Below are 16,145 nucleotides of genomic sequence, written 5' to 3' on the forward strand. Positions count from 1 at the left end.
ATGCAAGCCGGATCATATATCCGCCTGCGCGACCTAGCGCCCCAACCCCAATCATGCAAATGCTGCATAGCGGCATTGCGCGCTTATCTATTGTGCAGGCGCAGAATAAACGTATCTTCAACAGCATCAGAGACGCAGAGACAACCATCTCACAAAGGATAAAAATATGGCTTTCACAGCTGACAGTTCATTCGCAAAACCAGCCGTGTTTGGCGGCATTTTCGCAGCCCTTAACAAACTGACCGAAGCAATGCAGCGCCGGAGGGTTTACCGCACAACCGTGAACGAGTTGAGTGCGTTGAGCGATCGGGATCTGTCCGATTTAGGGTTAAGCCGCGCGTCAATTCGCCGTTTAGCACAGGACGCGGCAAACGCGCTGTAAAAGGCAACTCGAAAATTCGTAATTCCCAGGTATTTTCAAACCTCAGCGGCTGCGCTTGTCCTCCCACAAGCGCAACCGGACTTATGTTAAAGGGCTACGCGGCAGCATCTTGTGAACCAGCGCGCGTGGCGGCGCGCCATAAAACACCGCAGGTCTCGCCATCGCCGCACCACGCTCTTTCCCGGTCCAATGGGCGGCTCCGCCCGCTTCAGGTAGCTTGGCTGTGTTGCCAAATCTACATGTCGTCGAAATTAACGCTTGATCTGCGAAGAAATTTCGCTTTCGCTGGAAGCAGAAGCGGGCGTATTCAGGCAAGACTGCAAAGATTGACCGGCGCATGTCTTCTTAAATTATGATAGGATTCCTCGTATGGCTGTCTTTTTTAACTTTAAGGCCGGACAAACAATTTACAAAGCCTCCACGATGCCCGATGGCGCCTATATCGTGCATTCGGGCGAGGTGGATCTAGTGTCCCCCGGCCATATGCATCTGACCACATTGCACGCGGGCGAAATATTTGGCGAAATTGGTCAATTGCTCGACGAACGGCGAACCGTGAATGCAATTGCGCGCACCGATTGCATTTTAACGCATGTCTCTTCGGCAGTGCTAACTCAAAAAATGGAAAAAGTAGACCCCGCAATTAAGGGCATTATTCGCGCTTTGGCAACCCGCCTGACCGAAGCCAATAGCACGAATGAAAAGATCTGGAGCGAGCTGCAAATGTATAAATCATTAACCTAACCGCGCATCAGGCCCGCAAGCAGGCGCCGCGTAAAGCTTTTGAATACCAATAAAAAGCACGCACTGGCCATGAACAGCCTTGCCGCGGGATGGCTATGAGCGCTGGCTGCGCTAGATCACGAGGTGTAATCGCAAAAAAAGAGACCACAGGATGAGTAAAAAAATCATAATCGAAGAATTTGGCGGGGCCGACCAATTGAAGGTCATCCAAGAACAGGTTGGTGAGCCGGGGCCGAATGAAGTGCGTATTGCGCATAAAGCCTGCGGCTTAAACTTCATCGATATCTATCAACGCACAGGGCTATACCCGATGCCCTTGCCGCATACATTGGGCACAGAGGCCGCCGGCCTTATTGACGCGGTTGGCAGCGATGTCACGCATCTGAAAACGGGCGATCGGGTCGCCTATGCGTTCAACGCCCCTGCCGGCGCCTATTGCGAAATGCGCGTTATGCCCGCGGATCAGGTCTGCGTTTTGCCCGAGTCGATCAGCTTTGAAGAAGGCGCTGCAATGATGCTGAAAGGCCTGACGGTGCAATATCTTTTCCACCGCACCACACCTTTGAAAGCCGGCGACACGGTTTTGTTCCACGCAGCAGCGGGCGGGGTAGGCTTGATCGCCTGCCAATGGGCAAAATCTGAAGGGATCACGTTGATCGGCACTGCAGGCAGCGATGAAAAATGCCAACGCGCGCTGAACCATGGCGCGGTGCATTGCATAAATTATCAACGTGATGACTTTCTGAGCGAGGTTAAAAAACTGACCAACGGCGTAGGCGTTGATGTGGTGATGGACTCGGTCGGAGCAGATACATTTGATAAATCTCTTGCCTGTTTAAAACCCTTCGGGATGATGATCACATTCGGCAATTCCTCGGGAAAGACCCCCCCGTTTGACCTTGCCCAGCTTGCGCCGCTTGGATCGTTGAAAATTACCAGGCCCTCGGTTTTCACCCATATCGCGCAGCATGAAACCTGCCAAACTATGGCCCGGCATTTATTCGATAAAGTCACCACAGGTGCGGTAAAGATCCGGATTGACCAACGCTTCGCATTGCAGGATGTTGCCGCCGCGCATCTTTCGCTGGAAAGCCGCGAAACAATGGGCAGCACGGTGCTTACAATTTGAACCCATCGTCGCTCAACGGAACGCCACACCTGTAACAAAATGGCAACTCAATTCACAAGATATATACTTTTGGATTAATTTATAATTAAAAGTATATATCTTGGTGTGATTTCCTGTATAAAGACCCTTCAACATATTCGGAGGTTCTTATGAAACGCATGCGGAGTAAAACGCTGTTGCCGGCCTTATCGACGATCCTTTTGGCCGGTGGCGCGCTTGCAGAAGACAATTTAACCAAGCTGGGGCAATTTAAAACCACCGGCGTGACCGAGTTCACAACCATTGCACAGGACGCGCCCGCCGCAAATTCGATCCGGAACATCTTGCGCTCGATCGAGCTGCCCCCCGGCTTCACAATTGACCTATACGCGTTGGTGCCCGATGCCCGCCACATGGCGATGGCGCCCCAAGGCACAGCCCTTTTCGTGGGCACGAAGAAAGAAAAAGTCTGGGTCGTGATGGATCGCGATGACGATAATATCGGCGATGAAGTAAAAGATTTTGCGCCCTCATTAACGTTTGATATTCCCAACGGGGTGGCGTTTTCGGATGACGGGTTTCTGTTCATTGCCGAGCGCAACCGCGTTATGATGTATCCTGCGGCTGAATTTTTTCACGAAAGCCCCGATGTGGTCGCGGTGCCGATCGTGCCAAAAGGCAGTTTGATCCCGGTCGAAGAAGAAAGCTACAATCATACCGCGCGGGTGATAAAAGTGGGCCCCGATAACAAGCTTTACATCTCATTGGGCCAACCCTTCAACGTGGCCCCCCCAGAGAAGCTTGCGCTGTACAATGAAACCGGTATTGGCGGGATTATCCGCATGGATCGCGATGGATCCAACCGAGAAGTCTATACCTATGGCGTGCGCAATTCCGTGGGCCATGATTTCAACCCCGCCAATGGCGAATTATGGTGGACTGACAACCAAGTTGACGGCATGGGCGATTTAATTCCACCCGGCGAGCTTAACCGGCAAACCGAAATGGGCCAGCATTTTGGCCATCCCTGGTATGGCGGCGGCGATGTGCGCACCAATGAATACCGCGGCCAAGACGTGCCTGTTGAGGTGGTGATGCCCGTGGTCGAAATGGATGCCCATGCCGCCGATTTGGGCATGAGTTTTTACACCGGGGATATGTTCCCAGCCAAATATCATGGTGGAATATTCTCTGCCCAGCATGGGTCATGGAATCGCACCGATCCGATCGGCGCGCGCGTCATGTTCACGGGGGTGAATCCCGATGGCAGCGTGGGCGAAACCATGGTCTTCGCCTCGGGTTGGCTGAACAAAAACGGAGAATATGATGGCCGCCCCGTAGATGTGGCGCAAATGAAAGATGGCTCAATTCTGGTATCAGATGATTTTGCCAATGCGATCTATCGCATCACTTACGCCAACTGAATGCGCTCTTGCCACTAACAGGGGCCAGCACGCGGCGGCCCCTGCCGACAGGCCTGCCCACTCATATTCTTTTGTCAGGAGCCTGATATGCACAACGCAACCACCCTGTTTGCCGCTACCATAATATGGGGGGCGGCCGCTTGCCCGCCTGAACTGCAGGCCGAAAGCTTGGGCGCGGCTTTGGCCAAGCCCTGCGCCGTTTGCCACGGGAAAAACGGCCTAAGCAAAGACCCCGAAGCGCCCAATCTGGCCGGCCAGCCCAAACTTTATCTTGAAAAAAGCCTGACCGATTATAAAACCGGCGCCCGCCAAGACCGCCGCATGAGCTTGATTGCCAAATCCCTTAGCAAAGCCGAGATCAAAGCCTTGGCAGCCTATTTCGCAACAAAAACGATAATGTTGAAATAAACATGCCCGATCCGGCAAAAAAATAAAACCTGCATAAGGGCGGTCAGGATCTGTGGCATTAAAAAAACACCTTCGTAAACCAATTATTAATCAATTTAAAAAATGGGATTGATTTTAATACCAAAGGGTATATAGACGAGCGGAATATAAAAATACCGTTCTTAACATTTAACCCCAAGAGGGCAGATCCAAGCTGCCATAAAGACGCCTTATTATTGACCTAGTTTTTTAAAACATCAGCCCTTTTTATTCGAACCCAAATTCATGCTTCACAAATTGAACAACCCTACTTGCCCCCTTCATCCTGTCCTTCTAAAAGAAGGCGTCAGTCCAACCGTCTGAAAGGCGGATAAAAAACTTTCCTAACTGATCCGCTCTAAATATTACCGCCACGCGCGCACTATTACTTTAAATTTTAAATAACATTCTGCAGATCCGCTACAAAGCCAGACAAACCAATTAAACCTCAATGATTTAAGCATAACTTTCAGCATAAAGAGTTTTCAAAATGACCGCTCCAACCAACATAATCACCATTACCGGCATCAACGAAGACACCACCTCTGACAATAGCTCAGCCGATGATTTTATCACCAAAGACAAAGATGGTTTAACCGTCACCGCTATGCTTTCGGCCGCTCTTCAACCGACTGAAACGCTGCAATATAGTAGTGATGGGGGCACCACTTGGATCAATATTCCTGCTGAAAACATCACCAATGACACCAACGTATCTTACGTCGACAATGCGCTGACAACCTCAACCCGGATTCAGTTCCGTGTTGTAAATGATGCAGGCGAAAACGGTTCAGTCACAGAACAGACAGTCATCATTTATGAAACAAAAAATGCCGAAGGCACAGACGGTGCGGATCCGATTACAGGAACATCCGAAAATGACTGGATAGATGCGGGATCTGGCGATGACATAGTAAACGGCGCGGGCGGAGATGACACTGTTATTGGCGGCTTAGGCGCCGATACGATAACCGGCGGCTCTGGAGATGATTATATCGACGGAGGCGACGCAGACGATACACTCGATGGCGGCGCCGGGAATGACACCATTTATGGCGGCACCGGGAATGATACCATCACCGGCGATTCCGGCACGCCCGAAGCCAGCCTATCCGAGGCAATTACATTGTCTGGCATCTCTGCCGAAGACAAATGGAACTCGGCAACTGTGAATTTAAGTGACGGTCGCAGCCTCGTCGTCTGGTCAAACACGGCGGCAAAGGAATTTCAGGGCCGGCTTGTCAATGCCGAGGGCACCGCTGAAGGCAGTGTGTTTACCATTTTCAATACGGGCACGGAAGGAATTGACCGCGCTTTTGAACTGTCGGCGCTTTCGGATGGCCGCGTTCTTTTAGGATACACGGGGAGTGCAAACGACAAAGGCACGTTGCATGTTTTCAACCCAGATGATCCCACCAACAGCACCACAAACAGCACGATTTACCTCACACCGGATGGATCCGCTACCCTCAACACCACGACCTACAGCACCTATGCCAGTTTCGTCACAACCAACGATACGATTATAGCAACGGGCACATCGGTCCACGGATCGGGTAACGATATTATCCGCATCTATCAAAAACAACAGGATGGCAGTTATTCCCATAGCAATCACCAAGAACTGACCACCGATATAGAGTGGAGAACAATCACTGCCAGTTACAAACATTCGAATATCATCGAGCTTGAAAATGGGCAGGTTTTGGCTTCAATAGGATCCAAAACCAATTATAATATCGAGGGGTTTCTGTTTGATCCGGAAACCATTGCGAACGAATTTGATTTTACAAAAATCTCTCTGACCGAGTCAATTTCTGACGACGAAACAACCGCCACCGAATACCAGCATGATAGCGTTGCTTTAGATAATGGTGGATTTGCCGTCGTCTATGGCCAAAGCATCGACAATTTTAACAATAGCTCGAACAATATCGATCAGATCTATCTGCGCTTGTATGATAAAAATGGCAATATGATCGCTCCGGCCCACAAAATCAGCGGAGAACAAACCAGCGAGGGCTACGAGCTTGGCGATAACAAATATCCGGCAATAGCAAAAACCAGCGATGGTAATTTGGCCATCGCATGGGTGAATGACGGATATTATATGGACACTAATAATGTAAATTGGGCCGACTGGAGCACGGCCGGCATTAAAACCCGTTTTGTCAATCTGGATTCGTCGGACAATTTTGTATCGCTTGAGGACATAGTCACAGTTCAACTATTTGGTAGTTACCAATATCTTGATGCTCAAGGCAACGAACGAACCAACGGCCCAGAAACTTCGGCATATGAAAATGTGAACATTCTGGACGCCGGTGAGGGCAAAGTCACCGTAACATGGGTAGAAAAAAACTACGCTCATGTGGATGCCACGGATGACGCCAATGGCACTTATAATGATACTTTTATAAAAAGTGTCACCGTTGAAAGTGCAGCTTCCGCCAGCTCTAACGATGTCATCTACGGCGAGGCCGGAGAAGATAATATTTCTGGCGGTTATGGCGATGACCAATTGGATGGCGGAGCAGACGCAGACACCATCGACGGTGACAGTGGCAATGACACGCTGATCGGCGGTGCCGGCAGTGACACGCTGACCGGCGGCGCAGGCGACGATGTTTTTGACGTCACCTCTGGTGTAACATCTGAGACCTCCCACAAAGATACCATCACCGATTTTGGTACCGGGGCAGATACGCTTGACCTCAGTGCCTATTACAATGCCACCAGTTTGGCGGCATGGAATGCAGCAAATCCGACAAAAATCTATCAATCGGCGCTCGATTGGTTGCGTGCCGATTTTAACGGCAGCGATGATCCGGAAGGCGATGCGGCAGCAAAAACCCTGCAACTTGGCCGCTCCGACGCGAATGAAGCGGGTAATACTGTTTTTTTCTCCAACAATATCACCTCTGCAGATCTGACCGAAGCGAACACGAAAGTCAGCGCCGATGATACAACCGCCCCAACCATTGCCAGCGTCACGCTTGCAGATGGCAGCTATGGCATCGGCGATCCCGTCCCCCTCACCATCACCGCCACCAATAATGAGCCAGGCCTCACCCTGAGCTCGACCACATTCAACGGGCAAACCCTCACAGATATCACAGATAATGGCGATGGCGCTTATAGCGCCACCTATACCGTACAAGAGGGCGATCCAGATCTCTCAGATGGCGGCAATGCAAGCGCCAATCTGGCCTTCACAGATCCCGCAAATAATACAGGCCCCGCCTTCACAAGCGTCGCACTCAGCGGCGAAACCATCGATGCAACCGCCCCAACCATTGCCAGCGTCACGCTTGCAGATGGCAGCTATGGCATCGGCGATCCCGTCCCCCTCACCATCACCGCCACCAATAATGAGCCAGGCCTCACCCTGAGCTCGACCACATTCAACGGGCAAACCCTCACAGATATCACAGATAATGGCGATGGCACTTATAGCGCCACCTATACCGTACAAGAGGGCGATCCAGATCTCTCAGATGGCGGCAATGCAAGCGCCAATCTGGCCTTCACAGATCCCGCAAATAATACAGGCCCCGCCTTCACAAGCGTCGCACTCAGCGGCGAAACCATCGATGCAACCGCCCCAACCATTGCCAGCGTCACGCTTGCAGATGGCAGCTATGGCATCGGCGATCCCGTCCCCCTCACCATCACCGCCACCAATAATGAGCCAGGCCTCACCCTGAGCTCGACCACATTCAACGGGCAAACCCTCACAGATATCACAGATAATGGCGATGGCACTTATAGCGCCACCTATACCGTACAAGAGGGCGATCCAGATCTCTCAGATGGCGGCAATGCAAGCGCCAATCTGGCCTTCACAGATCCCGCAAATAATACAGGCCCCGCCTTCACAAGCGTTGAACTCAGCGGCGAAACCATCGATACAACCGCCCCAGAGGCTCCAACACTCAACCAGGTGACCAGTGATAACCTCATCAATGCCAGCGAAGCAGAGGCTGGATTTAACATCACGGGCACAGGAGAGCCAGGCGCAACCATCACCCTCGCAAAGCCGCCGACATTAGAGGGCGGAAATACCGCCACTGTCCAAAATGACGACACATGGAGCATCCCCGTTACGCAGGCGGATGTCACCGCAATGGGAGAGGGAGATACAGATCTCGCCCTCACCCAGACAGATCCCGCCGGCAATATCAGCCCCATCGCCACGCAAACCATCACCATCGATACAGCCACGCCAGCCATCACGCCAGCCATCCTCAGCGCTGAGATGAGTTTTGGAGCGCTATTAACCCCAGATGAAATGGATCAGCAGGCAGATTTAACGGTTCAGACGGCCAATATAGAAGATGGGGCTACCATATCAATTTCCACCGATGGGGTAAGTATGACGCCAGTTTCGGCAACCGTCGAAGCGAATAAAGCCGTATTTAGCGCCAGCGCGGAGGAGCTTCAGTCGCTGCGTGATGGAACCTATGAATTCACTTTAACGGTGACCAAATCTCCTTCTATACAACATAAACAAAGTTTCAAAAAAACCGGAGATATAGACGGAACAGAGAACGACGATACGATCAACCCGACAAGCGGGCCAAATAATACCCCTTACACCGACCTGGATGGTGATAAAGTTGACGGCGACGATGGCAATGATGATTACATTGATGCCAAAGGCGGCAATGATATTGTCGATGGCGGTCAGGGCAATGATATAATTCATGGCGGAACTGGAAACGACATTTTGAATGGCGGCGTGGGAGATGACACGCTTGATGGCGGCTCGGGCAATGACTTGCTGAGGGGTGATACGGGCAATGACAGCTTAAAAGGTGGGGGTGGTCAAGATGATCTGCAAGGCGGCGATGGTGACGATAGTTTAGACGGTGGTGACGGCAATGACGTTTTGGATGGCGGCACCGGCGCCGATACGCTGACCGGAGGGGCCGGCCAAGACGAGTTTATAGTAGATGCGGGCGATACGGTCGCGGATTTTGACATAGAGGAAGACAAAATTGATCTAGACGATATTTACAACTTTGATACGCTGGCGCGTTGGAATGAAGAGAACCCCAATAATTCCTTTAGCAACCCATTACAGTGGTTGAAATCAGATCAAGCCGGAAACGATGGCTTGACGGGGCTCGACACCGATGCAGATCCGATTAACCTGATGAATAACGGGGCTTTCATCAACGCCTCGGATCTAACGCAAGAAAATACCGGCGTGGTCTGCTATGGTGCAGCAACGCGTATTGAAACCATCGAGGGGCCCAAAGCCATCGAGCGCCTAAAACCTGGCGATTTGGTGAAAACAGGTGGCAATGGCCACCGCCCCATACGCTGGATCGGCGGCAGAACGATTTTCTATGCCGAACTGCAAGCCCACCCCAACTTGGTGCCAATTCGCATAAAAGCCGGTGCTATGGGCAAAGGCCTGCCCAACCGTGATTTGATTGTCTCACAACATCATCGGATGGTTGTCAGCTCAGATTTGAGCTCTGCGGAAACCGGATCCAAAGAAATATTTATCTCTGCAAAGGATTTAATCGGCGTCCCGGGCATAGAAATCGCTATCGACCTGACCGAAATCACCTATTGGCATTTTATCTGCGATCAACATCAAGTGGTGTTTGCAGAAGGTGCCGCATCCGAAAGCTTGTATACCGGGCCAGAAGCATTAAAGATGCTTGGCGCGGAAGCGCGCGCAGAAATATATCAGATATTCCCGCAACTTCACGACGCCCCGCCCCACTATGCTCCAAAACCCGCCCGTCCGATCTTGTCGCAGGAAGATAGTAAATCACTCATTTTTCAGCATTATCGCTTGCGGACTGCGCTTTGCCGCCAAAATTCGGACGCTGGCATGCGCCCCGTTTAACCCAACTCTAAACGTTCGCACTTAATCTCGCACAAATCTTTCTTGCCTGGTTTTTCATCAAGGCTAGAGGTATATCCATAATTGCCGGGGGAAGCCAAAGACCGCGCCGTATTATGCGTTGATTAGCAGGATGTGGCGTGTATTCTATTGCAAACAGAGTGCAAGAGGGCGCCCCTATGAAGATCAAAGACTATTTTGCCGAAAAACGCAGCAGAGTTGCAGATTGGTATACGCAAGATACATCGGATATCCCGTTATACTGCAAAGTAACCGATAAAGTTTTGGATATGATCGTCACTTTATCCGATCCGCGCGAAGCCAGCCTTGCCGTGGTGGACGAAAATAACCACGTGGTCGGCATCGTCACCGGGCGCGATATCGTTTTATATATGGGCACGCATCGCGTGATTGAAGAAAACCTTACCGTAGATGCCCTTATGACGGCAAATCCCAAAACGGGCACGCCAGAGATGCTGTGTATCGACGCTCTGAAAATAATGATCGAGGGGCGTTTTCGAAACCTTCCGATCGAAGCTGATGGAAAATTCGTCGGGATCCTTTCGATTTTGGCGGCTGCCAAAGGCCGTTTGATGGAAACCATGGCGAAGAATACAGAAGCCTATGAATCGCTGAAGTCTCTCAGCGATGGCATGCCAGAAATAGATATTGAGAATACGACAGAAGACGCATTCAAATTAGTTTCTGACAGCAAAGCGCCATTCGTTTCCGTCAAAGAAAACAACGAAATCGTCGATTTTTTGATGGATTATGATTTACGACGCCTTTGGTTGAAAAAACAGTGATCCAAAGGTAGCTTTGCCGGGATAGCAACTCAGAATCACAAGAGACGATGCGGCCAATTGAATGGAACATTAGCGATGGGCTGACCGGGTACCTGCAGGCCGTGCAGGTTATGGAAGCGCGCGCCGATGCCATCGCCAAGGGCAATGCGTCGGAAGCCATTTGGTTGGTTGAGCACCCCGCCCTCTACACTGCGGGGACCAGCGCCAACCGCAAGGATTTGATTGATGCGAACAGATTTCCTGTGTTCAGCAGCAAACGCGGCGGCCAATATACATATCATGGGCCGGGCCAACGGGTTGTATATGTGATGCTCGATTTGAACCAGCATGGCAAGGATGTGCGCGCATTTGTGCAAAAGCTAGAGCAATGGGTGATCTCCACTTTGGCTTGCTTTAACGTGCAAGGGGCCATACGCGATGGTCGTATCGGCGTATGGGTTGATCGACCGGAAAAGCCGTTAACGCCGGCAGGGTTGCGCCAAGAAGATAAAATCGCCGCGATCGGAATACGGCTTCGAAAATGGGTGTCGTTTCACGGGCTCTCGATCAATGTTGATCCCGATTTATCGCATTTCGAGGGGATCATACCCTGCGGCATTCGCGAATATGGCGTAACAAGTTTGGTGGATCTTGGGCTTCCCGTGAGCATGGCGGATCTTGATATGGCTTTAAAAGACCAGTTTGAAAAACAGTTTTTGACACCATAAACACATCAGAAAGCGGGCCCAAAGCAAGGATGACAACCATAGCCGCATCTGGGCGCGTCATTTTTTCCCACCCTGCGGCAAAGTCATACATTGCCGAGCCCGCAAATGCACACTAAAAGCAAGCTCAAGCCAAGGAATTATCAGACCGGTTAATTCCACCACAATAACTTAATTAGGAGGCAATTATGGCAGATGCAGCCATTCATGGCCACGAACATGAAGATCAACGAGGGTTTTTCACGCGTTGGTTTATGTCTACGAATCATAAAGACATCGGAATCCTGTACCTGATCACATCGGCGTTTGTCGGATTTGTATCGGTTGCCTTCACCGTTTACATGCGGCTTGAATTGATGGATCCGGGCGTTCAATATATGTGCCTCGAAGGCGCGCGGATGTTTGCAGATGCCTCTACCCCTTGTACTCCGAACGGCCATCTTTGGAATGTTTTGATCACCGGTCATGGCATTTTGATGATGTTTTTCGTGGTTATTCCGGCATTATTTGGCGGATTTGGCAATTACTTCATGCCGTTGCAAATTGGTGCTCCGGATATGGCATTTCCGCGCATGAACAACCTGTCCTTCTGGCTGTATGTGGCGGGCACGACGCTGGCAATCTGCTCGGTTCTGGCACCAGGTGGCAATGATCAGCTAGGTTCTGGTGTGGGCTGGGTTTTGTATCCACCGCTCTCGGTGAACGAAGGCGGTATGTCGATGGATCTAGCGATCTTCGCGGTGCATGTCTCGGGCGCCTCTTCCATCCTGGGTGCGATCAATATGATTACCACATTCTTGAATATGCGCACCCCAGGAATGTCGCTTTTCAAAGTGCCGCTGTTTTCATGGTCAATCTTCGTGACCAGCTGGCTGATCTTGCTGTCGCTTCCGGTTCTTGCTGGCGCGATCACCATGTTGCTGACGGATCGTAACTTTGGCACGACCTTCTTTGATCCCGCCGGTGGTGGAGATCCGATTTTGTACCAGCACATTCTGTGGTTCTTTGGTCATCCAGAGGTTTACATTATTATCCTTCCCGGCTTTGGCTTGATCAGCCATGTGATCGCAACTTTCTCGCGCAAGCCGGTATTTGGCTATTTGCCTATGGTATGGGCGATTATCGCGATTGGCGCTTTGGGTTTTGTTGTCTGGGCGCATCACATGTACACCGTCGGCATGTCGCTGACGCAGCAATCTTATTTCATGCTGGCAACTATGGTGATCGCGGTGCCCACTGGCGTTAAAGTGTTCAGTTGGATTGCCACCATGTGGGGCGGATCAATTGAATTCAAAACCCCAATGCTCTGGGCATTTGGCTTCTTGTTTCTGTTCACAGTGGGCGGGGTCACCGGCATCGTTCTGGCGCAAGCGGGCGTAGACCGGGCGTATCATGATACGTATTACGTGGTGGCACATTTCCACTATGTGATGAGCCTTGGTGCCGTGTTCACCATCTTTGCCGGGATCTATTATTATTTCGGCAAGATGACGGGGCGGGCTTACCCTGAATGGGCTGGTAAGTTGCATTTCTGGATGATGTTTATTGGTGCAAATCTTACGTTCTTTCCACAGCATTTCTTAGGCCGTCAGGGTATGCCACGTCGCTACATCGACTATCCGGAAGCCTTTGCCTACTGGAACCAATGGTCAAGCTGGGGGGCATTCCTGTCTTTCGCCTCTTTCATCTTCTTCTTCGGCATCATTGCCTATTCGCTGCTGCGCGGTGCGAAGGTGACCGAGAATAATTATTGGAACGAATATGCTGATACGCTGGAATGGACGCTTCCCTCACCGCCTCCAGAGCACACATTCGAAATCCTGCCGAAGCAGGAAGAATGGGACAAGGCCCCTAGCCATTAACAAAAATGGGCTGATATTGGTGCGATCGTACCTCTAAAAGAAACATCCCTCGCCTTTGCTTATATAAGCTCGAAAGGCGGGGGTTTTTTATATCAAATGCGATGGTTAACGGTCCATATAAAGTGATCGCTTCTATTAGAAAGGGCGAATGATCCAAGCCCTCATATAGCAATTTACGAAGTCGGCCCGTTTTGTAGATAAAAACGCGCTAAATAAACGCATTTAAATGGATTTTTTAAACGCAAATCCGGCCAGACCCTTTTCTTTGCATATACGCGCAATAACTTGGAAGGTGAGAGGTGGGTAGGTAAAATGCCATATATTTGGTTAGAACAGACAGAGGATAAAGCGCAGGCCAGCTTAGAGCTGTGGCCGCATCGCTCTTTGCCGCCACAGGGCTTTGCCGCTTTCATCATGACGACCTTCATCTTGATTACGCTTCCGCTTTACGCTTTGCTGGGTACAAAACTCTTCTGGGCCTTGCTGCCCTTTTTAATGCTCACCGTTTGGGCAATCTGGTGGGCGTTGCGGCGCAACTATTTTGACAGCCAAATATTAGAGCAATTGCGCTTCACCGCCGATAATTTGCACTTGATGCGCCAAGAGCCAAAAGGCGAGATTAAATCATGGGAGTGTAACGGATATTGGGCGCGCGCGCATTTATACCGCACCGAAGGGCCGCTTCCCAATTACGTGACCCTGAGCGGCAATGGGAGAGAGGTCGAAATTGGCGCTTTTTTAAGCGAAGACGAACGCAAATCGCTTTTTAAGGAATTAAAATCTGCCCTCGCCAACTATCACAATCCTGAACGAAATGCCCCTGATCCTGTGTGATCCGAATATGAACAAACATGGTCATGCAGCCAGCTAAGGCCCCTTTTCAACCTTAATAAAGCAAAATGCTGTTTGCAGGCAAACTTCCTAATAGTTTTAATTCAAATGAGACCGAGAAATACTGTTGTCACTCTAATCCTTGGAAACCACATAACTTATTTAAATACGATATCATATAAGCCCATAAGTGCCTGTGCTCTAAGACACAATAAGGTCTTATATATCTAATCTAGTGAAAATATTTCAGAGATATCGCGGTCAGTGAAGCTAACCGGATTATTGGACATACGTTCCATATTTGCCTGTTTGGCAAGAAAAGCCCGTTGTTCTGCTGTATCTGCTCCAATCATCGTAAAGTTATGTGGAACACCGAGACTTATCATAAAGTTTTCCAAAATCGTATCAGCCTGTTCAGCAACTTCAATATTTAGAGATTTCATCAATTTGTGCATGATTTCTTGTAAATGCTTGTGTACTCTTGCATCGCTAACCTGCTCGGTATCGGCTGTGGCATGCATTTTAAATATTTTTGGCAGCGTTAACCAAACCGCATGCCCATGGGGTATTCCATGATGATTGGTAATCCCATAGGACCATGCATGCGCTGCGGTTGTTTTAGAAATATTGATTGCGTTCCCTGCTCGGTATGCTGCATTAGACATGCCCTGTAAGGTCAAGGAATTTGTATCCCCCCCTACAACGCTCTTAAGGTTTTTTCCGCATAGTTCAACGGCTTCAAGTTCATAGCCCCGACTTTGTTCAAAGACCCTGCAGCCCAAGCGCTTTCTATCGATTGTTCGAGCGATTGAAGACCGTCACACGTTGTCTGTTATGACGAACATGTATAAATCCGCGTACCGTTATAAATTTAATATTGGCAAGACACATAACATAAATTTGATAAAGCTACTTAGTAAAAATTCCGTTATTTGTGAAAATTTTTTTTGAAGAGCGTGTCTGTTCTAATATCGCACGATTCTTGTGCAGCTGAGATCTATTCACATAACCCCGATCATGATAGAGGTGGTAGAGTGGAGCAGTGTATCTCAAGTGGCGCCCTTTGATCCCTAAATTAATAAGTCTTGCACCAAACTCTTTATCCTCTCCACCATAAGCCATTTGTGTATCGAAACCATTAACTTTCAGAATGTGGTCTCTAAACGTAGATGCATTGCCCCCTGCCCAAGAACAGCGCACCGGGGATAAAGAATCTAATACACCCATAACTCGATAATCAAACGGCATTGATTTTAATTTTTCTGAAATTGACCTTGGTCGCCACCCTTCTGGTAGCCCTTGTTTGGACCAAGATATTTCTCTTCGCTCAAGTATCTTATCTGAGAAACATTTCGTTAGCCTTATTACCGAGCCAGTTGCGAAGTGACCCTCTTTAGCTCTTTTCAAATGGCTTGAAATAAAACAAGGATGCATTACGCAATCGTCATCAATAAAAATTATGTAATCAGCTTGGCTGGAATACACCGCATCGTTAAGGATAAGGTTTTTTCGAAACCCTTGGTTTTCATGCCATAAATGGCGAATTTTTAAGCTGGGGTTTGCATACTGAAAGTTTCGAATAACATTTTCTGTATTGCGATCTGAACCATCGTCGGCAATGCAAATTCCGTTTGGCAAACATTGCTGTTTTCGGAGAGATTGCAGCACAGTCGCCAAATACCTCGGTTTCTGGAAAGTCGCTATAACAAGTTCTGTAATCATTTGGCATCCAAGTAGTCAGTTCGGCATTATTTGTTATAAGTTTTCGTTCACTAACGGAAGTCGCATTTTTAAGATCGGTACAAACGTTTCAATAATCCCTAATAAATCGACTGGTAACGTCTATAGAATTATTAAAGGTAAATACCGCATCTTCTTTCTGATCTCTATTTTTGAAACATGAAATCCGGCAGATAGTATTAGTGACGCGATCGATAAATTAGTTGCAATTTAAAGCGCCGTGGAGGTGTTTCTTGTAAACAAATAGAGTGAGCT

The 16,145-nt window shown here is 49.4% G+C and carries 12 protein-coding genes; 10 read left to right on the plus strand and 2 right to left on the minus strand.

Annotated elements, in window-relative coordinates; translation table 11 throughout:
* The first annotated feature begins 166 nt into the window (after nucleotides 1-166).
* From GN241_12215 to GN241_12260, 10 genes are all read left to right on the plus strand, one after another.
* Complete coding sequence (locus GN241_12215) at nucleotides 167-382, plus strand: DUF1127 domain-containing protein (GenBank protein XAT58048.1); 216 nt, start codon at nucleotides 167-169, stop codon at nucleotides 380-382.
* A gap of 369 nt (nucleotides 383-751) precedes the next feature.
* A complete protein-coding gene (locus tag GN241_12220) occupies nucleotides 752-1,126 on the plus strand; it encodes a cyclic nucleotide-binding domain-containing protein (protein ID XAT58049.1) in 375 nt (124 codons plus the stop codon).
* 151 nt (nucleotides 1,127-1,277) lie between these two features.
* Nucleotides 1,278-2,255: an NADPH:quinone reductase gene (locus tag GN241_12225; protein XAT58050.1), complete on the plus strand. Its 978-nt coding sequence runs from the start codon at nucleotides 1,278-1,280 to the stop codon at nucleotides 2,253-2,255.
* A gap of 158 nt (nucleotides 2,256-2,413) precedes the next feature.
* Nucleotides 2,414-3,658 (plus strand): sorbosone dehydrogenase, encoded by a 1,245-nt coding sequence (locus GN241_12230; GenBank protein XAT59275.1) that lies wholly within the window; start codon nucleotides 2,414-2,416, stop codon nucleotides 3,656-3,658.
* Between the two features lie 87 nt (nucleotides 3,659-3,745).
* Nucleotides 3,746-4,066 (plus strand): c-type cytochrome, encoded by a 321-nt coding sequence (locus tag GN241_12235; protein XAT58051.1) that lies wholly within the window; start codon nucleotides 3,746-3,748, stop codon nucleotides 4,064-4,066.
* A 508-nt stretch (nucleotides 4,067-4,574) separates the two neighbouring features.
* On the plus strand, nucleotides 4,575-9,950 hold the full coding sequence (locus tag GN241_12240; protein XAT58052.1) for a hypothetical protein: 5,376 nt from the start codon (nucleotides 4,575-4,577) through the stop codon (nucleotides 9,948-9,950).
* Nucleotides 9,951-10,126: 176 nt separating this feature from the next.
* Complete coding sequence (locus GN241_12245; GenBank protein XAT58053.1) at nucleotides 10,127-10,753, plus strand: CBS domain-containing protein; 627 nt, start codon at nucleotides 10,127-10,129, stop codon at nucleotides 10,751-10,753.
* Nucleotides 10,754-10,800: 47 nt separating this feature from the next.
* Nucleotides 10,801-11,460 carry a lipoyl(octanoyl) transferase LipB gene (lipB, locus tag GN241_12250; protein XAT58054.1) on the plus strand — a complete coding sequence of 220 codons (660 nt, stop codon included), beginning with the start codon at nucleotides 10,801-10,803 and terminating at the stop codon, nucleotides 11,458-11,460.
* Between the two features lie 185 nt (nucleotides 11,461-11,645).
* The gene (locus tag GN241_12255; protein XAT58055.1) at nucleotides 11,646-13,319 is read left to right on the plus strand and encodes a cytochrome c oxidase subunit I; all 1,674 of its coding nucleotides are present in this window, start codon (nucleotides 11,646-11,648) and stop codon (nucleotides 13,317-13,319) included.
* A gap of 312 nt (nucleotides 13,320-13,631) precedes the next feature.
* Nucleotides 13,632-14,153, plus strand: a complete 522-nt coding sequence (locus GN241_12260; GenBank protein ID XAT58056.1) for a DUF2244 domain-containing protein — start codon at nucleotides 13,632-13,634, stop codon at nucleotides 14,151-14,153.
* Nucleotides 14,154-14,377: 224 nt separating this feature from the next.
* Here the strand turns inward: GN241_12260 and GN241_12265 are convergent, their stop codons facing one another.
* Both GN241_12265 and GN241_12270 read right to left on the minus strand, forming a co-directional pair.
* Nucleotides 14,378-14,959, minus strand: a complete 582-nt coding sequence (locus GN241_12265; GenBank protein ID XAT58057.1) for an iron-containing alcohol dehydrogenase — start codon at nucleotides 14,957-14,959, stop codon at nucleotides 14,378-14,380.
* Nucleotides 14,960-15,059: 100 nt separating this feature from the next.
* Nucleotides 15,060-15,872, minus strand: a complete 813-nt coding sequence (locus GN241_12270; GenBank protein XAT58058.1) for a glycosyltransferase — start codon at nucleotides 15,870-15,872, stop codon at nucleotides 15,060-15,062.
* Nucleotides 15,873-16,145 lie beyond the last annotated feature (273 nt).

This window comes from Rhodobacteraceae bacterium IMCC1335, assembly GCA_039640495.1.
GTDB lineage: Bacteria > Pseudomonadota > Alphaproteobacteria > Rhodobacterales > Rhodobacteraceae > Thalassovivens.